21 protein-coding genes (1 of these 21 only partly in view) are annotated in these 20,529 nt (G+C 47.2%); 9 read left to right on the plus strand and 12 right to left on the minus strand.

Going from position 1 to position 20,529, the window contains the following annotated elements:
- Positions 1–94 precede the first annotated feature (94 nt).
- Positions 95–1,084 (minus strand): inositol 2-dehydrogenase, encoded by a 990-nt coding sequence (iolG, locus tag ACOGW3_RS27770; protein ID WP_419905885.1) that lies wholly within the window; start codon positions 1,082–1,084, stop codon positions 95–97.
- A 218-nt stretch (positions 1,085–1,302) separates the two neighbouring features.
- On the opposite strand from iolG, the gene ACOGW3_RS27775 reads away from it, so the two are divergent.
- From ACOGW3_RS27775 to iolB, 4 genes are read left to right on the plus strand one after another with little or no spacing between them, the layout of a single operon-like run.
- On the plus strand, positions 1,303–3,237 hold the full coding sequence (locus ACOGW3_RS27775; protein WP_419905886.1) for a bifunctional 5-dehydro-2-deoxygluconokinase/5-dehydro-2-deoxyphosphogluconate aldolase: 1,935 nt from the start codon (positions 1,303–1,305) through the stop codon (positions 3,235–3,237).
- Positions 3,238–3,258: 21 nt separating this feature from the next.
- Positions 3,259–5,106, plus strand: a complete 1,848-nt coding sequence (gene iolD / locus ACOGW3_RS27780) for a 3D-(3,5/4)-trihydroxycyclohexane-1,2-dione acylhydrolase (decyclizing) (protein ID WP_419905887.1) — start codon at positions 3,259–3,261, stop codon at positions 5,104–5,106.
- Positions 5,107–5,111: 5 nt separating this feature from the next.
- On the plus strand, positions 5,112–6,008 hold the full coding sequence (gene iolE / locus ACOGW3_RS27785) for a myo-inosose-2 dehydratase (protein WP_419905888.1): 897 nt from the start codon (positions 5,112–5,114) through the stop codon (positions 6,006–6,008).
- 20 nt (positions 6,009–6,028) lie between these two features.
- Positions 6,029–6,838: a 5-deoxy-glucuronate isomerase gene (gene iolB, locus ACOGW3_RS27790; RefSeq protein WP_419905889.1), complete on the plus strand. Its 810-nt coding sequence runs from the start codon at positions 6,029–6,031 to the stop codon at positions 6,836–6,838.
- A 95-nt stretch (positions 6,839–6,933) separates the two neighbouring features.
- Here iolB and ACOGW3_RS27795 read toward each other — a convergent pair whose 3' ends face one another.
- From ACOGW3_RS27795 to ACOGW3_RS27815, 5 genes are all read right to left on the minus strand, one after another.
- Positions 6,934–8,412 carry an aromatic amino acid lyase gene (locus ACOGW3_RS27795; protein ID WP_419905890.1) on the minus strand — a complete coding sequence of 493 codons (1,479 nt, stop codon included), beginning with the start codon at positions 8,410–8,412 and terminating at the stop codon, positions 6,934–6,936.
- A 179-nt stretch (positions 8,413–8,591) separates the two neighbouring features.
- Positions 8,592–8,900 (minus strand): M24 family metallopeptidase, encoded by a 309-nt coding sequence (locus tag ACOGW3_RS27800; RefSeq protein WP_419905891.1) that lies wholly within the window; start codon positions 8,898–8,900, stop codon positions 8,592–8,594.
- A 78-nt stretch (positions 8,901–8,978) separates the two neighbouring features.
- On the minus strand, positions 8,979–9,413 hold the full coding sequence (gene tnpA, locus ACOGW3_RS27805; RefSeq protein ID WP_419901075.1) for an IS200/IS605 family transposase: 435 nt from the start codon (positions 9,411–9,413) through the stop codon (positions 8,979–8,981).
- A gap of 95 nt (positions 9,414–9,508) precedes the next feature.
- On the minus strand, positions 9,509–10,456 hold the full coding sequence (locus tag ACOGW3_RS27810; protein WP_419905892.1) for a M24 family metallopeptidase: 948 nt from the start codon (positions 10,454–10,456) through the stop codon (positions 9,509–9,511).
- The gene (locus tag ACOGW3_RS27815; protein ID WP_419905893.1) at positions 10,453–11,241 is read right to left on the minus strand and encodes a HalD/BesD family halogenase; all 789 of its coding nucleotides are present in this window, start codon (positions 11,239–11,241) and stop codon (positions 10,453–10,455) included. Before ACOGW3_RS27815 ends, ACOGW3_RS27810 begins: the two co-directional genes overlap by 4 nt.
- 18 nt (positions 11,242–11,259) lie before the next feature.
- Between ACOGW3_RS27815 and ACOGW3_RS27820 the strand changes: the two genes are divergently transcribed.
- Positions 11,260–12,285, plus strand: a complete 1,026-nt coding sequence (locus ACOGW3_RS27820) for a LysR substrate-binding domain-containing protein (RefSeq protein ID WP_419905894.1) — start codon at positions 11,260–11,262, stop codon at positions 12,283–12,285.
- 281 nt (positions 12,286–12,566) lie between these two features.
- Here ACOGW3_RS27820 and ACOGW3_RS27825 read toward each other — a convergent pair whose 3' ends face one another.
- From ACOGW3_RS27825 to ACOGW3_RS27840, 4 genes are all read right to left on the minus strand, one after another.
- Positions 12,567–13,226 carry a peroxiredoxin gene (locus ACOGW3_RS27825; RefSeq protein WP_419905895.1) on the minus strand — a complete coding sequence of 220 codons (660 nt, stop codon included), beginning with the start codon at positions 13,224–13,226 and terminating at the stop codon, positions 12,567–12,569.
- A 175-nt stretch (positions 13,227–13,401) separates the two neighbouring features.
- Positions 13,402–13,812, minus strand: a complete 411-nt coding sequence (locus ACOGW3_RS27830; protein ID WP_419905896.1) for a substrate-binding periplasmic protein — start codon at positions 13,810–13,812, stop codon at positions 13,402–13,404.
- 105 nt (positions 13,813–13,917) lie between these two features.
- Positions 13,918–14,352 carry an IS200/IS605 family transposase gene (tnpA, locus tag ACOGW3_RS27835; protein WP_419901154.1) on the minus strand — a complete coding sequence of 145 codons (435 nt, stop codon included), beginning with the start codon at positions 14,350–14,352 and terminating at the stop codon, positions 13,918–13,920.
- A 95-nt stretch (positions 14,353–14,447) separates the two neighbouring features.
- Positions 14,448–14,786 carry a transporter substrate-binding domain-containing protein gene (locus ACOGW3_RS27840; protein WP_419905897.1) on the minus strand — a complete coding sequence of 113 codons (339 nt, stop codon included), beginning with the start codon at positions 14,784–14,786 and terminating at the stop codon, positions 14,448–14,450.
- 404 nt (positions 14,787–15,190) lie between these two features.
- On the opposite strand from ACOGW3_RS27840, the gene ACOGW3_RS27845 reads away from it, so the two are divergent.
- Complete coding sequence (locus tag ACOGW3_RS27845; RefSeq protein ID WP_419905898.1) at positions 15,191–16,276, plus strand: DUF2652 domain-containing protein; 1,086 nt, start codon at positions 15,191–15,193, stop codon at positions 16,274–16,276.
- Positions 16,277–16,551: 275 nt separating this feature from the next.
- Here ACOGW3_RS27845 and ACOGW3_RS27850 read toward each other — a convergent pair whose 3' ends face one another.
- A complete protein-coding gene (locus ACOGW3_RS27850) occupies positions 16,552–17,058 on the minus strand; it encodes an SRPBCC family protein (protein ID WP_419905899.1) in 507 nt (168 codons plus the stop codon).
- A gap of 355 nt (positions 17,059–17,413) precedes the next feature.
- Here ACOGW3_RS27850 and ACOGW3_RS27855 point away from each other — a divergent pair, with 355 nt between their 5' ends.
- Positions 17,414–17,920: a hypothetical protein gene (locus tag ACOGW3_RS27855; protein WP_419905900.1), complete on the plus strand. Its 507-nt coding sequence runs from the start codon at positions 17,414–17,416 to the stop codon at positions 17,918–17,920.
- 6 nt (positions 17,921–17,926) lie between these two features.
- On the opposite strand, the gene ACOGW3_RS27860 is transcribed toward ACOGW3_RS27855, so the two are convergent.
- Positions 17,927–19,159 (minus strand): ISL3 family transposase, encoded by a 1,233-nt coding sequence (locus tag ACOGW3_RS27860; protein WP_419901077.1) that lies wholly within the window; start codon positions 19,157–19,159, stop codon positions 17,927–17,929.
- On the opposite strand from ACOGW3_RS27860, the gene ACOGW3_RS27865 reads away from it, so the two are divergent.
- A complete protein-coding gene (locus ACOGW3_RS27865) occupies positions 19,146–20,285 on the plus strand; it encodes a Mu transposase domain-containing protein (protein ID WP_419905901.1) in 1,140 nt (379 codons plus the stop codon). The genes ACOGW3_RS27860 and ACOGW3_RS27865 overlap by 14 nt on opposite strands.
- Positions 20,282–20,529, plus strand: partial view of an IS21-like element helper ATPase IstB gene (gene istB / locus ACOGW3_RS27870; RefSeq protein WP_419901088.1) — the 5' end (the start) only. It continues 565 nt past the right edge of the window; 248 of the gene's 813 nt are visible here — the first part of the coding sequence; the start codon lies at positions 20,282–20,284; its stop codon lies beyond the right edge, outside the window. Before ACOGW3_RS27865 ends, istB begins: the two co-directional genes overlap by 4 nt.

A 20,529-nucleotide genomic window follows, 5' to 3' on the forward strand; every position in this document is an offset into this window, starting at 1 on the left:
CAAGTACAAAGGAGTACATTTGGTGCTACCGAGCCAAAGGACGGCCTTGGGAGAAATGAGGAATGGCACCAACACTCCTCACTCATAGAAATTTTCAAAGCTGAACAGGAACACCGGTTTTGAGAGATTCAGTGGCAGCATCAGCAAGAGCCTGAGCCATAAGACCATCATACCCACTCGGAGTAGGCGCCTCGCCTTTTTCGACAACATCTATAAAGGCGTTAAGTTCATCTCTATAGGCACTCATATAGCGTTCAAGGAAGAAATGTTGGACCGGATCAGCTTTAAAACCAGCCGACGTTGCAACTTCAACCGTGGTTTCATGGATGTTACCAGCACGCAACATGCCCTTGGACCCGTGAACTTCGACCCTTTGATCGTATCCGTAAGTTGCCCGTCGAGAATTCGAGATCTGACAAACTTTACCGCTGGCAGTTTTCAACACAGCAATCGCGGTATCGACATCACCAGCGTCACCAATGGCAGGATCAACCAATGCAGAACCCGTCGCATAGATAGAAACAGGTTCTTCGCCGAGAAGGAAACGCGCCATATCAAGGTCGTGGATCATCATATCCCGGAACAAACCGCCAGAACGTTCGATGTAGGAAACTGGCGGCGGGGAAGGATCCCGAGACTGGATCGTCACGATTTCAACTTCACCAATTTCACCGCCAGCCAAACGCTTTTGCAGGGCCGCAAAATTTGGATCAAATCTGCGGTTAAAGCCAATCATCAAAGCCTGACCACAATCTTCGACCACTTTCAGGCAAGAGCGAATACGTTCCGCGTCCATATCAACCGGCTTTTCACAGAAAACCGCTTTACCAGCGCGCGCGCCAGCTTCGATAAAATCAGCGTGGGTGTCTGTCGACGACGCCACAAATACAGCCTGAACATCATCGCGTTGCAGCATGTCCTCAACGGAACAAACTTCAGCGCCCGTTTTTGCCGCAAGTGCTTCTGCTGGTTCAGCAAAAGCATCAGACACGGTTACAAGTTTTGCGCGGGGATTAGCCATAATATTATCAGCATGAAGCTGACCAATACGGCCCGCACCTATCAATCCAAACCCAATCAACACAACCTCCAAAAGGAATACATATTCTGAATTGACTTCAATATAGAATATGTGTTTCATATTCGCAAGAACAAGATACACAAAATGAACGTTTTCGATTCTACTCCGCTAAAAAAATTAGCGATCAGCATTTGTCAGATACAGAAAAACAATGCCACCCGAAAACGTAACCATTGAGACACGAACATACATAGAGTTTAGCAACAGAGACGATATTAGACATGACACAAATACAAGATATGACCCATGATCTAGATGTAATTACCATAGGCCGTTGCTCTGTTGACCTCTATGGCCAACAGATCGGCGGGCGCCTGGAAGACATGGCGAGCTTTGCCAAGTCTGTCGGGGGCTGCCCTGCCAATATTGCCATTGGCACTTCTAGACTAGGTCTCAAATCTGGCTTTATCTCTCGTGTCGGTGATGAGCAAATGGGGCGATACATCCGCGAACAAATGCAACGTGAATCGGTTGCAACCGATGGCTTGCTTACAGACAAAGATCGCCTGACGGCCCTTGTTCTTTTAGGGGTAAGCGATGACGAAACATTCCCATTGATTTTTTACCGCGAGAACTGTGCCGACATGGCACTTTGTGAAGATGATATTGATCCTGAGTACATCAAGCGATCCAGGTCGGTACTCATCAGCGGCACTCATCTCTCGACCCCAGGCGTTGCCGCAGCCAGCAAAAAAGCCATGGCGACTGCAAAATCTGAAAATAGAAAAATCATCCTGGATATCGATTACCGCCCAAATCTTTGGGGCCTTGCTGGTCACGAAGCGGGAGAAGAACGCTTTATCAAATCTGACAGTGTCACCGCACACGTACAATCAGTACTCCAAGATTGCGATCTGATCGTCGGCACCGAAGAAGAAGTGCATATTGCCGGTGGTTCAGAGAACACTCTCGAGGCCCTAAACACCATTAGATCCCTTAGTTCAGCCGTCATTGTTCTTAAACGCGGCCCTATGGGGTGTGTTATATTCCCTAAAGACATTCCTGAAAATATTGAGGATGGCATTAAAGGACCAGGCTTTCCAATCGAGGTATATAATGTTCTCGGTGCGGGAGATTCCTTTATGTCGGGCTTCTTGCGCGGATGGCTCCGAGATGAACCGTTTGAGACCTGCGCCAAATGGGCAAACGCCTGTGGGGCTTTCGCGGTTTCAAGGCTTCTCTGTTCACCGGAAATCCCAACCTGGGACGAGCTCCAATACTTCCTTGAAAAAGGAAGTGAGCACAAAGCTTTGCGCAAAGACACAGATATCAATCATGTTCACTGGGCAACCACCCGCAGGCCTGCAGATGATACATTAATGGCCTTTGCCATAGATCATCGCTCTCAACTCGAAGAAATGGCTGACCGAGCAGGTGTATCCTATGACCGTATCCCCGAAGTAAAGCAGCTAGCGGTTCAAGCCGCGGCCCGTGTTGCAGATGGCCGACCAAACTATGGCATGTTGCTCGACAGTACCTATGGTGTGAAAGCACTTTACGATGCCGCGAAACAGCCTTTATGGATCGGTCGCCCCGTTGAACTTCCCGGTTCAAGACCACTTGATTTTGATAAAATCAAAGACTTGGGATCACACTTAAATGAGTGGCCCGTTGACCATGTGATCAAGTGCCTTTGTTTCTATCACCCCGATGATCCTGAAGAACTAAAATCTCAGCAGGAAACATCCCTACTGCGTCTGTACGAAGCAGCCAGAAACGTAGGCCGGGAACTGTTGGTTGAAATAATTGCCGGGAAAAATGGCCCTCTTGACGACAATACAATTTCTAAAGCAATGCAACGCTTCTATGATTTGGGGATTAAGCCGGATTGGTGGAAGCTGGAACCACAAACCAGTAGAAGCGCATGGGAAAACATCGATAATGTCATCCGAGCAAATGACACTTATTGCCGTGGTATTGTCCTACTTGGCCTGGAGGCCCCAGAAGAAGAGTTAAAAGAAGCCTTTGCCTCTGCGATAACGTCTCCTCTTGTCAAAGGCTTTGCCGTAGGCCGCACAATCTTTGCTACCGCGGCCGAGGCTTGGTTAAAAGGGGAGATCAGTGATGAAGAAGCCATTACTGACATGGCAGACAGGTTCCGTCGATTGACGGATGCATGGCTTGAAGTCGAAAACACCACCCGATTGGCTTCTTAAGGCCGGATTGGAAGATACACAATGAAGACTATTAAATTAACCATGGCTCAGGCTGTAGCTCGGTTCCTTTCTGTTCAAAAGACTGAAATTGATGGCGAGATCCTTCCCATCTTTGGCGGTGTTTGGGCCATATTTGGCCACGGAAACGTTGCAGGCCTCGGTGAGGCGCTCTATCAGGTCAAAGAAGACCTTCCCACTTACCGCGCGCATAATGAGCAAGGCATGGCGCATGCAGCAATTGCCTTTGCCAAGGCATCAAATCGCCAACGCATGATGGCCTGCACGACCTCTATCGGTCCCGGTGCAACCAATATGGTGACCGCTGCAGCCCTCGCCCATGTAAACCGCATTCCACTCCTGCTTCTTCCCGGTGACGTGTTCGCAAACAGAAATCCGGATCCAGTACTGCAACAAATTGAAGACTTTGGCGATGGCACTATTTCAGCCAATGACTGCTTCAAGCCGGTTTCCAAATTTTTCGACCGCATTAGCAGACCGGAACAAATCATCCCCGCGTTAAACCGGGCGATGGCGGTTTTAACAGACCCTGCAGATTGCGGACCGGTTACCTTGGCGCTATGCCAAGATACTCAAGCTGAAGCTTACGATTATCCGGTCAGTTTCTTTGAGGAAAAGGTTTGGCGCATCCGCCGCCCCATGCCCGATCTTCAAGAGTTGGAAGATGCAGTTAACGCAATTAATGCTTCCAACAAGCCGGTGATCATCGCCGGTGGTGGTGTGCATTACTCTCAGGCAACTGAAACACTGTTAAAGTTTGCCGAGAAGCACAACATTCCAGTGACTGAAACCCAGGCCGGGAAATCTGCCTTGCCCCATGAGCACCCACTCAATATGGGTTCTCTAGGCGTAACAGGAACTTCCGCAGCAAATGCATTGGCCGAGGAAGCCGATTTACTCATTGCCGTCGGCACAAGGCTTCAGGATTTCACAACGGGCTCATGGGCGTTATTTAAAAATCCGGGGCGAAAGTTCCTCGGCTTAAACGCCCAACCTTTTGACGCCACGAAACATCGCTCTCTTCCTCTGGTCGGGGATGCAGATGTAACCCTCAAGCAACTTAGTCAAGATCTCGGCGACTGGCAAAGTCACCTTGAGTGGTCTGCAACGGGTGCTGCGGAATACAAAAAATGGCTAGATGCTGCAAACACAGTAACAGCTTCCTCTGATCAAACTCATCCCACAGATGCCCAGGTTATTGGCGGTGTCCAACGCAGTACAGATGAAAACACGGTTGTTGTTTGTGCTGCTGGCGGCCTCCCCGGTGAACTGCACAAGCTCTGGCAAGCAAACAAGCCGGGTGGCTATCATGTCGAGTATGGCTTTTCCTGCATGGGGTATGAAATTGCAGGTGGGTTGGGCGTAAAAATGGCGAACCCGGACCGCGAAGTCGTTGTCATGGTTGGTGATGGTTCTTACCTGATGATGAACTCAGAAATCGCCACGTCTGTTCTCCTGGGACATCGCATGACCATCGTGCTGCTCGATAACCGGGGCTATGGTTGTATCAATCGCCTCCAACGCGGCACCGGGAGTCCTTCCTTTAACAACCTGCTACAACACACACATCACCAGTCTCTGCCCGACATAGATTTTAGGGCTCATGCAGAAAGCCTCGGAGCAATTGCGACTAAGGTCTCCAATATATCTGAGCTTGAGACTGCTATGGGATCAGCCAGAGAGAATGATAAGACAACAGTAATCGTAATCGATACCGATCCTCTTGCCTCTACCGAAGCAGGCGGGCACTGGTGGGATGTCGCTGTCCCCGAAGTATCTCAACAAAATGACGTAAACTCGGCCCGAGAAAAATATCTCGAAGCCCTAAAGCAACAACGTATCGGAGACTAACCCCTATGGCCATTCGTATTGGTGCCAATCCTATTGGCTGGTCAAATGACGACATGATCGAACTCGGCGGACACATATCGCTTGAGCAGTGTCTGAGCGAAGCAAAAGAAGCCGGTTTTGTCGGCATGGAGCTTGGCAACAAATTTCCGAGAGAAGCAAATGCTTTGAAGTCGGTTTTATCTGATCATGGGCACGAACTCGTTTCCGGTTGGTATTCATCTGAACTCCTTATCCGTTCCGTGCAAGATGAGCTGGACAACCTGCGCCCTCATTTGGATCTACTCAAAGCTTGCGGATCCAACGTTCTGGTTTTTGCCGAGACCTCAAATGCGATTCACGGCGATATAAATACTCCGCTGTCTCAGCGTCCTGTAATGGCCGATGAAGATTGGGCTGAATTCGGCCGTAAGATTACCGAAGTCGGCGACGCGGTTTTGGCCGAAGGTGTTCGTTTGGTTTATCACCATCATATGGGCACCATCGTTCAGTCAGAAGAAGACATTCACGCTTTTATGGCTGCAACAGGTCCATCAGTTCATCTCTTGCTTGATACTGGTCACGCCACGTGGGGCGGTGCAGATCCTGCTGCCTTGGCACAGAAATACCTTACCCGTATCAGTCACGTTCATACCAAAGATGTCCGCCAAGATATCATGCAAAAATCTGCAACGGATGATCTGAGCTTCCTCAATGCCATCATAGAAGGTGTTTATACTGTCCCTGGTGATGGCATGATCGATTTCGTGGCCATATTGAAAGAACTCAAAGGTTACGAAGGCTGGGTTATCGTTGAAGCCGAACAATATTCGGACCAGATATCCGCGCTGACCTTTGCCAAACTTGGCTATATCAACCTTACAAACTATCTAACCCAAGCCGGTTTGATAGATAAAGCAGCCTGATTAACGACAGGATAAAATCCATGAGTAAGCTTCTCGTCAAACCATCAGATCCAACCTCAACCGGGCGTGTTATCGAAGTCACTCCGGAAAGTGCCGGATGGACCTACGTTGGTTTTAACGTTCATAAACTCGCTAAGGATCAGACCGTATCCGAAAAAACCGGAGACAGAGAAGTATGTCTGGTTTTTGTATCCGGTAAAGGCCATGTGAAAGTCGATGATCAAGACTTCGGATTACTCGGTGAACGGATGTCTCCGTTTGAAGGCAAGCCCTGGTCAGTATATATCCCTTCTGGAAGCATCTGGTCTGTAGAAGCTGAAACGGATGTTGAGCTTGCGATTTGCTCGGCCCCCGGCGCTGAAACTGGTGAAGCTAAACTAGAAGCTCGCGTTATTGGCCCGGACCAGGCTGGCAAAGAAACCCGTGGCGAAGGCACCAATGTTCGCCATGTCGCAAACATACTGCCTGAAACTGAACCAGCCCATAGTCTGCTCGTGGTTGAGGTTATCACCCCCGGTGGCCACTGGTCTTCTTATCCGCCTCACAAACACGACCGCGATGCTCTACCAGATGAGTCTCTTCTGGAAGAAACCTATTATCACCGCCTCAATCCATCTCAGGGTTTTGCTTTTCAGCGGGTCTATACAGATGACAAATCTTTGGATGAAACCATAGCCGTCGAAGATGGTAACGTTGTTCTCGTTCCTGAAGGCTATCACCCCTGTGGAGCCCCACATGGATATGATCTCTATTATCTAAATGTGATGGCCGGGCCGAAAAGAATATGGAAATTCCATAACGACCCCGCTCATGAGTGGATGCTCAAATAGCCGTTATTCTCAGACAACGAGAAATAAACTCATTTTGAAAAATAAATCCCACGTCACTGATAGCCTTAGCTATCAGTGACGTGGGATTTTCTATGTTAATACGAGGAACTCATAAGCTCCCCACCTCGAACAAAATCCATAATTGGGGCAAGCCGGAAAACTTCCTCACCTTCGGTTTGAATGGGCAACATCGGACGCAGTCTCACTACAATCGGTCGAACACCCTCCCCCAAAGATTGCATCTCAACCCGCCTTCGCAGGATAGCCCAGACTGAAATAATCAACTCAACGGCGACAATTTTCCAGGCGGCATCCACCAACCGGCTGAGATCATGTACGGCATGCAAGGCGTATCCGGCGGTATCTTCCACGCCATCCGCCAGTTGACCGACAGAGATAAGCAGATGTGGCGGTGCCCAGATCTTGGCAGAAGCGATCAAAGAAGCGGCGATATGCCCGAGATTTAAAAACTGCACTCCCCCAACAGCAGAACCTTCTTCGGATAATCCAGTCGGCAGTCCAGAAAAGGCGGTCCACTGCTGCTTATGAAGCCTTTCTCCCGATAGATCGCAGACCTTTGCAAGTGCTTGTCGGAGCCTATCAATCGCGAGGGTCATACCGGTGGAATCCATGTTGCCATGACTGACGGCACTATGACTATCCACATCTATGATCGGATTGTCGTGAACCGTATTCAGCTCCACAGTCCAGACGCTCATTGCATGTGTCAGTACTTCCCACGTTGCACCGTGTACCTGACTGGCACAACGAAAGCTAAGCGGATCTTGAAGAAATCTTGGCTCTCCAGCTTGCCATAATACAGAATTGGAGAGGACATCCCTCATTGCCTTGGCAGACTTCGCTTGCCCTTTACGTCGGTGCGCTGCATTAGCCTGTTCTGATAACGCGGTAAGGTTTCCCCGAAATCCTTCCAAGGCAATTGCTGCTGATAAATCAAAGGTGGTCAACAGCTTCTCAGCTTCCACCAATTGTTCCGCACCACAAGCAAGAGAAATTGCGTTCGAGTTAATCAGGGAAAGCGCCTCTTTGGCCCGAGGCAAACCAAGAGCTTTAGCCTCATCCGATGACAACAGCCAGTGGGCTATCTGTGCCAAGGGTACGAGATCAGATGCCCCAACCGAACCACTGGCATCAATTTCAGGCATCTCGCCAGTGTTGATTCTCTTAAGGAGCAATCGAACGAGGTCTTCCGATACGCCAGAGAAACCGCGCCCATAGGCGTTCACCATATAAATTAGAGCGGCTCGTACAGTTTCAGGCTTCAACGTAGGACCTGGCACCCGTGTCGCATGTGCCTTGATCAGGCGTTCGTTGTAGGTGGAAACCGCCTCGCTCGAAACAGCAAAGTCTTTTTGCGAGCCCACCCATGTGGTCACGCCATAGGCTGCCTGGCCGCTTTCAACTATGCCATCAACAATGCCACGGGAGACCGAAATGCGGCTCCAAGCTTCTTCTGACAAGATGACAGGCCGATTGGATACCGCAGCATGGATAAGAGAGCCCGGATCAAGGGTCTCTCCATCAAGGATAAGAGGGTTGTTAGCTACGCTCATATTCTAAACACTTCTATTGCTATGTTACTTAAACGAAAAAGGGTCGCCCGCACTCAATTCACATGTGCAGGCGACCTTTAGTACCTGGCGTCGGGCTTGAAGAAAGCCAGGGAAGAACCGACCGACAGGTATTATCTAAATTTGAACTTACCAATATTCCCCCGATCAAAGTTCACAGATCAAAGTTCCCAGGGGAATGTATCAAGTCGCTCAACACCGTTTTCCGTGACCAATACCTGAGTTTCCAGCTTAATACTTTCCGAGCCTTTTTCGGCAATCAGACTCTCAACACACACAACCATGTTGGTTTCAAATCGACCGCCATGATTATATTCAAAATCAGGGTGCAATAAGATTACAGGCCATTCATCGGCCATACCGACACCGTGGGCAGCTAGGGAATAGCGATACGGCTGAAAACGCTCGGGAATTTTCCAGGACTTCTCGTTAAACTCATTAAAGCTCAGGCCGTTTTTTATCAGTTCCAAGTTAAATGACCCCCGGCAAAGCCGGGGGCTTAAGCGGGTGAGCCCCTTAAAGGGGCAAATTGGGAACCGCTAAAGCGGTTATGGATTGAATATATCCATTTGGTCAAAGTACTTATCACGCTCTTCTTGCGTTCTGATATACTCCCTCACCATCTGTTCATCGAGCCCTACAGTTGAGACGAAATATCCACGGGCCCAAAAATTTTCACCCTTGAAATTCCGTGCTTTATTTTTGAATTTTCGAGCTATGGCAATCGCGCTTTTTCCTTTTAGGTATCCAACGACTTTTGAAACAGCATGTTTGGGCGGTATGCTGATACACATGTGAATGTGATCCGGCATCAAATGGCCCTCCTCAATCTTACTTTCGCGATGCCCGGCCAGTTCATGGAAAATTTCACCAAGATACTGACGTAGGTTGCCATAGATAACTTTTTTCCTGCGTTTAGGGATGAAAACCACGTGGTATTTACAATCCCATCTCGTATGTGCAAGGCTTTTGTAATCTCTCATCGGCTAATTCCTTTGTTATTTTGGTCAATAAACAAAGAAATGTAAGACCGTGGGAACGGTCAAACCATTGAGAGTCCCCCGGCATAGCCGGGGGTTTACCGGATTAAATTATGATTTATCTGATCCAAAGCTGCCGAATAGAGCTCCATTTGCTTATCGTTCATAGGCGTGTGTCCACAGGTCCAAGCCCGGGACAAATCTGCACAATAGCCATAAGGTCCTATCATATCGGTATCAAACGAGATCATCTCCCCTGCTTGGCACGGACGGTCAGAGCACTCTTTGTACCAGGGGTTGGTATTGGAGCCACAGGTCAGAAGTTTGGTTTCCAGCCAATCACCACCAGACCTCGCATTTTCAAAATGCAGATGTGCCCACAATTCCTGCTCGGTGACACCCGGGTATGAATGTTCAAAGATCCGCGCCATGCCTGCTTCGCAAACCCGGATCGTCCAGCGCATCAACTCGATTTCTTCTGGTGATTTAATCGACCTTGCCCGCTCCGTTATTTGACCACCTTCAACAATGACAGAACCCCGCTCTTGAAGGGCGAAAACGCCTTCTGGTTCCATGCGGTCAATGGCGAGACGTTTGTTTCCACCACCATACTGTTGTATCAGATCAGCAATTTCATCGGCCCAATTCCCGACATATTCGGAAACCCGGTCACCAGCGCCCATAAACATCCAGCCCTTGGCAACACGGACTTCGTCGATCCCTTCAAGCCCTTCATTCAGATGTTCGCAAGACTTAAACTCGAACATAATGCCGGGCCCATCGGCAAAAATCAGAGCGTAGCGAATGGGGTTATGCGCGGTCCAAAACTGCATGTTGGAACAATCGAAAGCATAGCGAATATTCACCGGATCATAGAGCAGGATCGCCCCACACTCATTTTCAACCAGTAATTCGCGAATACGGGAAATCCTATACCTCCGTGCTTTAAGCAAGGTTTCGTGTGGCACAGGACTTTTTAACGGTTTATCGGCACCTTCGGCGTTAAGAAACGCGCGTTTTTGGTCGCCCATTGGGAAATAGTTCATGCCGTTCTACCATAAAAACCAAGGCGCTCTTTATCACTGAACATCACATTGGGTTCTTCGTAATATGAATACACACTGACAATACGCTCGGTTGGCCCTTCGACCGGCGTAACACGATGGGCGGTATATACACCCTTGAAGACGTTCAATGTGCCCGCTTCAATCATCAATGTTTGTATATCCGGATCATCCCCGTTCAACAGGTTCGCAACCCCGTCGTAATTCGGATCATTATCCGTGCGCAGGTTGTTACGATACTGGAAAGCACCCCCTTCTTTCGGCGATTGTAAAATTACCGTCGTGGTAAATTCCGACCGATCAAAATGCCAGTTCAGTGCTTCGCCATGGCGATAAGCCATCACATTAGCCCGGGCCAGGGGGTCTTCCATTCGGTAGAGAACATCTTTACCCATTACTGCGGCAAGAAAATCGATAAAGGGCTGCCACTCATATAAACGGCAAACCAGACTACTCGGCATTTGATCCGCACATACCGTGTGATTAATCGTTTCAAATTTCTGTAAAGCGGGATGGTCCTCAGTAATGTTCTCCAGCTTATCTTTGAAGTAGATATTGTGTTTTCTTTTGTGCGCATAGGATACTTCATCAATGAGCGGCTTCATTTCAGCCACACATTCGATCAGAGCTTCAGGTAGGACAAACCCCTCAAGGCTGAAAATACCTTCACTGGCCAACTTGGCCTGACAATCTGCAACGAGTTTTTTTCCTTCTGCAGAATCAAGATTGTCGATCGGATATTTCGCTAAATCCAATAGTTGGTACATCGCCATTTCCTCGTCACTATGAATTGTTTTGAAAATTTATTACGTACAATTTATCTTTTCATCAATGGCAATAATTCTTATCCTGACTTAGATAATCTTATTCACGATCTAAATAAGGAATACAATCTCATCAGCCGGAAACTCCCCCCTCTCAACGCAATTCGCGCCTTTGAGGCCGCAGCCCGTTACGGTGGCTACGTTGCTGCTGCGCAAGAGCTTGGTGTAACCCCGGCTGCGATTAGCCAGCAGGTCAAAAATTTAGAAACATATTTCGGCAAGCTACTCTTTAGCCGTCAGAATAATTCCCTCACCCTGACCGACGATGGCGTCAAGGTTTATGCCGATAGTACCGAGGCTCTGGAACGGTTGGAAAAGATGACCGCGCGGATCTATGAAAAGGAAGTCCGCAGCAGACTTGTCATCAGCGTCTTACCTTCGCTCGCCAACAAGTGGCTAAACCGGGTTCTGAGAGAATACTTTGCGCTTGATCCCGCAACTTACCTCGACATCCGGGTAGAGAACGATCCCGTAGATTTTGAACGCAATAATATCGATGTTCGCATTAGTTACGGTAAAAACCTTTATAGTGAACTGCGGACACAAGTTTTATTTGAAGATACCGTCCAGCCTATGTGTACGCCGACTTTCCTTAATCGCCATACCATAGATATCGACAATCCACTTACTCTCGCAGATGAACATCTTATCCATGTCAACTGGCCGCCAAGCTTTACCTCTCACCCTACCTGGGCGGATTGGTTTGCCAGCGTAGGGTCAGAACATATTCCAATTCACGGGCGGGGGCACCGGGTCGACATGTCTGCCTTGGCCGTTGATCTTGCCCTGGCAAACGCCGGCTTTATTCTTGGGCAACAATTATTGACGGTAGAAGATATATCTGCGGGCCATCTCATAACTCCCTTTAATCAATCGATCCCCTTAGGGCACGCCTATTGCGCGGTATGCTCACACGTAAAATACAAAAAGAAAAATGTTCGAAATTTCATAGACTGGATCGCACAAACTTTTCCTAAGAGTGCTTAAGGAATTGAGATTAGTAGCACCGATTTTAAACGAATCAGTAATTCAAAGCGGGCATTTTTTTAAACTCAGGTTTCTTGATCATTCCAATACGAGATTACCTAAATTGAAAGTCCTGGCCTTAAACACAAAAAAGCCTCTCAACTTATAGAAGCTGAGAGGCTTTTTTATTGGTTGTGGGGCACACAATTATCGAGATTTTAGTAAAGGAACAAAATAGAGCCCATCTAACATCTGTTGGGCTACCTAGTTATGCCTATCCTCGAAAAAATGTATCCTGCCACTTATCCTGGCTGCTTCACGTAGCGTAAATAAGGCTTCAATGTTTTCCAACCATCAGGATATTTTTCTTTTGCCATCTCGTCAGTCACAGCCGGAACGATAATGACATCGTCGCCGTCTTTCCAATTGACGGGAGTGGCAACCTTATGCTCAGCAGTGAGCTGCATGGATTCAAGGACACGCATAATTTCATCGAAATTACGACCAGTTGTCATTGGGTAACTCATCATCAATTTGATGTTCTTATCTGGCCCAATGATAAACACTGTACGCACTGTGGCGTTGGTCATTGCTGTTCTGTTTTCCTTGCCAGTATCTTCGTCTGCCGGGAACATATTGTAGAGCAGAGATACTTTAAGATCAGTATCAGCGATCATCGGGAAGTTGACTTTATGACCTTGTGTTTCTTCGATATCGTTGGCCCAGCCAGCGTGGTTATCAACGGGATCAATACTAAGACCAATAACCTTACAATTCCGTTTTTCAAACTCGGGTTTCAATTTAGCCACGTAGCCTAACTCAGTTGTGCAAACTGGCGTGAAATCTTTAGGGTGCGAAAATATAATTCCCCAACCATCACCGAGCCAATCATGGAAATTGATCGGGCCATCTGTTGTTTCTGCTGTAAAATTTGGAGCTTGGTCGTTAATTCTGAGTGACATTTTAAAATTCCCTTTGTTTTTTTTATCACATTTATCAATTCAAGGCGGACCATTGTCCAAAAAAAACGCCTAATACAAAAGTAATATTTTGGTGACTCGTTCATCTAGGCTTTTTCCCGCAATTTTTACGGGTCACTTTAGGGAAGGAGCAGGATTCTATTTATCGATTATACAATCAGTTCACGATTGTTTCTTCGGTTAAATCGATAACATTCTCAGGTCCATAAATGTTACCATAATCTTCGCTCTTCATGGTTTTCTCAATTGCCCTGTTCAAAGCGGTAAGTGTCGTTTTCTTGACTGACTTACTTAACAGGAAATGCACCTTGTTTCGAAAAACCGGAAATTTAAGAAAAACGTAATCGTTGTATCCAGCAATCTTTGATAGATACCTGAGAACCCCGGTATCACTGACAATTCCGTCTATTCTGTTGTGGCGTATCAAGGTTATAGCCTGATTGTAATCGGTAATATCCCGGACAAGTTTTTGTCCCGGCCCCGTCTCGAAAACCTCACTAAATTCTTCTCCGTGATAAGTCCCCCGCACACTGCCAATAAGAACCCCCTCGTCAACCAACGACATCATAGATGTGAGCTGATCAATCGCAGGAAAGTTAAATGACCCCCGGCAAAGCCGGGGGCTTAAGCGGGTGAGCCCCTTAAAGGGGCAAATTGGGAACCGCTAAAGCGGTTATGGATTGAATATATCCATTTGGTCAAAGTACTTATCACGCTCTTCTTGCGTTCTGATATACTCCCTCACCATCTGTTCATCGAGCCCTACAGTTGAGACGAAATATCCACGGGCCCAAAAATTTTCACCCTTGAAATTCCGTGCTTTATTTTTGAATTTTCGAGCTATGGCAATCGCGCTTTTTCCTTTTAGGTATCCAACGACTTTTGAAACAGCATGTTTGGGCGGTATGCTGATACACATGTGAATGTGATCCGGCATCAAATGGCCCTCCTCAATCTTACTTTCGCGATGCCCGGCCAGTTCATGGAAAATTTCACCAAGATACTGACGTAGGTTGCCATAGATAACTTTTTGCCTGCGTTTAGGGATGAAAACCACGTGGTATTTACAATCCCATCTCGTATGTGCAAGGCTTTTGTAATCTCTCATCGGCTAATTCCTTTGTTATTTTGGTCAATAAACAAAGAAATGTAAGACCGTGGGAACGGTCAAACCATTGAGAGTCCCCCGGCATAGCCGGGGGTTTACCGGATTAAATTATTCCGAACAGAAATCAGCTGAGTTTCCCAGCGGTAAGGTCTCGTGTATTGACCAAACACGGTTCGTTTCTTTCTCCAGGAAGCCATGATAATGACGTCAATTTTTTCTTGTTGTAATAGCTTTAGTCCCCTCTTCCAGGGTAAACGGGTAAAAATAAATTTACAGCCTGAGATCTCAGACACCTTTTTCAGAAGAGCGACATCCTGTCCGCCAAAGCCAGAATCATTTGTATAAATCGAATAGGGTGGAATATTTGGTAAGGCAACTTCCAGCGTATCATTACAAACTTCTTGTGAATGCGACGAGTTAAATGTCAATAGCATGGAAAACCCCAAGACCCATACCATCACTCTAAACCGTATTAACCGAATAACCGTCATAGATACGCACCACTCTTCAAAGGCTTACATTAAAATATCAGCAAGACGTTAAATTTCCGGAAATCATTATTCTCTATAAAATAGTCAAAATATCGTGGTTGGATAATCAACGACCAGAGGCCTAGATATTCCCCACTGGCTTCATTAATGGGGAAGTATTGGTTTCCGGGCACTTAAACAATGAAACTTACGGGGCTCTTTACCATTTACACTATCGAAGACACTGTTAATGCATACAGACATAAGCAGCCCTATAGGACAGCAACAAGTTTTATGATAAAGTAGCCCCAAGGTGCTTTGAGCTCGTCATTAAAGTTTTTCATTGATTAACTTCATGGAGTTTTCTTATGGCGACGTATAATGGGTACCTCCTGATGGCAGATATCTCCGGCTACACACAGTTCCTTACCACCTCTGAGCAAGACCACGCCAATCCCATCTTGCGCTCCTTGTTGAGCTCATTGGTCGAGCAGGTGGTTGAACCCCTTGTTTTCTGGAAAATGGAAGGCGATGCCGTTCTCGCTTACTCTACACAGGGGCATTATCCCTCCGGCGATACCTTTCTCTCAATCTGCGAAAATCTATACAACGCCTTTGCCACCTGTCGACAGAACATCATCGCCAACACCACCTGCCCTTGCCGTGCCTGTGCCAACGTCGGCCTTCTGGATCTGAAGATCATGGCCCATCACGGCAACTTCGAGGAAATGGAAATCGGCCCTGTAAAGGATCTTTCCGGTTCAGATGTCATCTTGCTTCACCGCATGGCCAAAACAACCGTATGCGAAACAACCGGCGTACGAAGCTACGCCCTCTTCACTAGCGCTGCTGTGGAGGCAATGGGGATAGAGACAGCCCTGGTGCCTTTCTCTCAGCCTTTCGAACACTTCGGTGAGGTTTCCATGCAGGTTTATGATCTCGCCAAGGCCTGGGAAAAATTTCGCGCAAGCCAGGAGCACCATTTCCTGAAGGAAACTGACGGGATATTTACCTATCGTCGTCATTTTGACCTGCCACTGGCAGTGGTCTGGGAAGCTTTGACCGCCCCGGAAGCGAAACAGCGCTGGATGGACAGTATGCGCTTCGTCACTGTAGAAAACCTTGAAGGCCGCATCGGCACAGGATCAGCCTATCACTGTGCCCACGAAGCCGCGGATTTTCGTTATTGGGTCACTGACTGGGAACCCTTCGAATATTTTTCGACCCGCATCAGCGACCCTGCCCGGGAAGGCATAAGCATGCCTGAAACCTATTATTTAAAGTTTGGCGAAAACGGCACGGACCTACGTTATACCATCGGTCAGGCTCATGATGCCGCCAGCCATCGTTCAGAAGCTTCTGAACAGGAGGCTGCAGGCTTTCTGGCAGACTTCTGGCCTAAATCTTTTGATACCATGGAAGCTCAGCTTCATAGCCAAGGCACCTGCAGATAGATCCTCCTTAATTAAGTTTTTCAAGCCATATCAAACTTAGGCCAAAGCATTTTATATTAAAACTACCCGTATAACCACTAAACGCCCCAAAGCCCTCACCGCTTTTGCAGTGGGGGCTTTTAATGGTTGCGGTTTCACATTTAACTCAGAAAGTGTTGAAAGATTTAAAGTTAGCCAGGTAATATTCTACCTAATTATACCCTCTAAGATAAAAGCGATCTCCACTGTCTAGCAAAACGAAAATAGGGCAAAAATTTCGGATAATGTAGCTCCAGCTATATTGCAAGAGCTTGAGCCAACTCTTCTTTTTTTGGCAATACACTTCCAATAGTTTTCCCAGTAAGGGCATAATAAGCTAAGCCGGAAAGCATTTTTTTCTGAACACTTTTCATTACCGGGCGCATCGCCACTAATCCCATTAATGCACCTAGTGGCCCAAATTTTACAACAAAGTCCATATACATTGTAACCTTGCAGCTTTTTTCGTTAAGCTTTTCAACCTGAAACCCAGCAAACATAGTTTTCATTGGCATTGAGAATTCGGTTAGAACAACTTTGAAACTTTTATTCTCTTCATATTCAATAATTTCTTCCTGAACACTGGTTTTATCATGGAATACACAAAGCCTTTTAGCTCCTAACCCGGTGCTCTTTTCACCTATTATTGGTGATTTTTCTAATCCAAAACTAAATTTCTTCACACCACCAAAATCATCCAATATTTCCCATACTTTTTCTGCTGTGGAGTTTATTCTAACCGTAGTTTCAACGTGCAGGCCCATGATACTCTCTCAATTTGGGTAATTGTAATTCCTAGGTTATTGCATAGGGCTACTGACAACCTTATGTCACCAGAAAGCTCGTTTTCAGTTTAACCTTTGTTAAAACCACCGCTTAACGTCACGTTAGAGATATATAGACACAAAAAGCCCCTCAGCTTATACAAGCTGAGGGGCTTGTTCAGCGACAATAACCTTGGCCGGTTGCGACAACCACCTTGGCCGGTGGATCTGATCATTAAAAAGGGCGTGCCCGTTTGATAATCAGATCCACCGGCCAAGGCTTAATTTGGTGTTAGTTACAAGCTGCTGTGAGTTGATAAATTAGGAACCTCTAGATGTAATTGGAGGAACCTGTTTGCCGTATAAATTTATCACAGATGAACAACTGAGACTTTACATGACAGATAGAAAAACTCATGGTCAACGAACCGCCGCTGCCCGCGCAGGGTTTAGCGAACGCACGGCCCGCCGATTTGACGTTGATGCGACTTTACCGTCACAACGCAATATAAAGCGAGGGCGAACAGTTTCTGATCCGCTTGAAGATATCTGGGATAAGGACATCCTTCCCATTTTGGATAAAGACAACTCGGTCAAACCCATTACTTTGTTGCGCCACATACAGAGCCTCTATCCGCTCCGTTTTCCCGATGACCGTGTCAAGCGCACGTTAGAGCGCCGAGTTCGGGGATGGCGGGCTCTGAATGGCCCTGAAAAGGATATCATTTTCAGGCAAACACCTGAGCCGGGTTACATGGGCCAATCAGATTTCACGGATGCAGCCGACTTAAGTATTACCATTGCAGGAGATCCTTTGGTGCATCGGCTCTATCATTTTGTTGGCACTTCTCCGCTTTGTTGAGTAGATTTAGGATTTCAAATAGAGCATAGATTGATTATCTGGAATGGATGATTGTCTAATTTTGAGTTTGAAGTATTCGGTATCCTTGATGCCTCTGGCTCGCTTACGGATCATTCCTATACTGACATTACCAGCCTCTATCCTGGCGCTTGTGAGCTTGTGTTTGGCGTAGTTGCAGATGCCCACACAATGTTTCCGTAGGGATTTCGCGAACTTTTTTAGATAGAGCATCTGTGACTGATCTGCTATCAGGCACCAACGTTCCAGTTGCTCCGCCATCGCCTCAAATGAAGCGGCACTCCACAGCAGCTGAAGCTGTTCTTTCAAGACGTAAAGTGCATTCAGGTTGCTATTGCTCTCCAGCAACCTTTGCAGCTTGTCACTTTGTTTTTCACTCAACTTATCCGCATTTTTGAGCAACAGATAATGTGTCCCTTTCATCAACTCTTTACCACTTGGATCGGCCTTTCTGAACTCAAGTCGACGCTGATTATGGATAGCTTTGCTGTAGTTTTTCATGACGTGGAAACGGTCAAATACTATGTCGGCCAACGGCAAGGACTCTCTGACAGCCTTTTGGTAGGCAGGCCCCATATCCATCGCTACGGCCTTTATTTTGCAGGCTGTATCTGGTTGCAGTTGTTTCAAAAACCTTGAAAAAACCTCGGCAGTTCGGCCTGCTTCAACCCAGATCAGATGACCGCCAACCATATCGTAGACCACCGTCATGTAGTCATGACCTTTCGCCCGGGCAACTTCATCTACACCAATATATTCCAAGCCAGTTAGCTCTGCAGGATCAAGCGTAGGGAGAGTTTCAATAAGGTATGCCCTGTCGATATTCTTGACCGTTTCCCATCGTATATCCAAATGTCTGGAAACCGCTTGAATAGACATATGCCGACATAATCCACTGATCAGTCGGCAAAATCGGTGAGTGAAACGGCACCCTTTATCAACAAAATCACACCCCTCAATGCGGCGTTCGCCCTTGTTAATATAAACCTGCGCCAGCTCAATCTCGACCACACAAGGATACCCAAAAAGGGGGATGTCGTTTACTTGTCGGCGGACATGCTGGTTGATGCTTCCCTTCTGGCCTGTAGCAGGGTCTATAGCCCTCCTACGCGCGTCTCGGCTGCAGTGAATGACAATCTTAACACCGCCGTCATCCAGTTTAATTTCATTTACACGTTGCCCTTTGAGGCCTAAAATATGCTGCGAGATGTTGATTGTCATATACCTGCTCTATGTAAAGTTATCAGAAACCATACATATCAACAGGTTACTTGGCGGTCGGCATCTTTTTCTACTCAACAAAGCGGAGAAGAGCCATTTTGTTCTGGTATATAGCCGATGGGAACATGTTGGGGTCGTACTTGGCGGTGAGAGTTTTACAGCCCTTGCGGAGAACTTACAAAATGCGCTTTGGTCCTTGGGGGGCGCTCCTGAAAACCACCGGACCGACAGCCTGTCTGCGGCCTTTCGGAATTTGAGCGTTGAGGAAAAGGAGGACATTACCAAACGTTATTCTGCTTTTGTTGAGCACTACGGTATGGAGGCCAGTCGAAATAACAGAGGGGAATCACACGAGAACGGTGCCATTGAATCTCACCACGGTCACCTTAAGACTGCGATAAAGCAGGCCCTGATTTTGCGTGGCAGTAATGACTTTGACACTTTGGATGAGTATCGGCGATTTTTGGACGAGCTGATTGCTAGACGGAACAAACATCGTGACCAAGATATCCAAACAGAGTTGAAATCTCTCAAGGCGTTACCTCCTCGGCGAACAACAGATTACACTGAAGTCGTGTCGAGAGTTACCAAAACAAGTGGTTTTTTAGTTAAGCAGGTTTTTTATAGCGCCCCTTCTCGCCTAATTGGTCAACGCTTGCGTGTCCATATTTACGATAACCGGATAGAAGCCTATCTAGGCAGCACTCATGTCGTCAGCCATTCTCGTGAGCGGGGGCACGGCAAAGGCCCCCGCATTCATGTTATCAATTATCATCACGTCATTCATGCTCTCAAACGTAAACCTCAGGCACTCGCCAATTCTATTTATCGTGACAGTATTTTTCCAAGAACCGAGTACTCCCTGGCCTGGACATTGTTTCAGAAAAAGTTGTCCCGCAGAGATGCGTGTCGTCAGATGGTTGGGATACTTTTCCTTGCGCACGAAGAGGCTTGTGAGGCCGAAGTCGCGCACCTGATTTCGAGAGAAATCAATGCAGGAAGGCTACCTTGCGCAAAAAAACTTAAGCTGAATATCACAAAAAAGAACACGGATTTACCTCCTGATATTCCCGTGGTTCAACCTTCATTATCAGTCTTTGATACTCTGTTGGAGGATCGGGCATGACAAACATTGAAGTGGATCAGCACAAGCTGCCTCTTATGCTAACTGACTTACGATTACCCAGCTTTCACAAACACTGGCAAGATATCGCAATCCAATCCGACAAGGAGGGCTGGTCAGCAGCCAGGTTCCTTGCCGTTTTGGCCGAATATGAATTGGCCGAAAGGGACACGCGACGCATTCAACGCCATCTCAACGCATCAAACCTGCTGGGCGGAAAAACTCTGGCCACTTTTAACTTCAAGCG

The sequence above is a fragment of the Kiloniella sp. genome, from assembly GCF_965205715.1.
Lineage (GTDB): Bacteria > Pseudomonadota > Alphaproteobacteria > Kiloniellales > Kiloniellaceae > Kiloniella.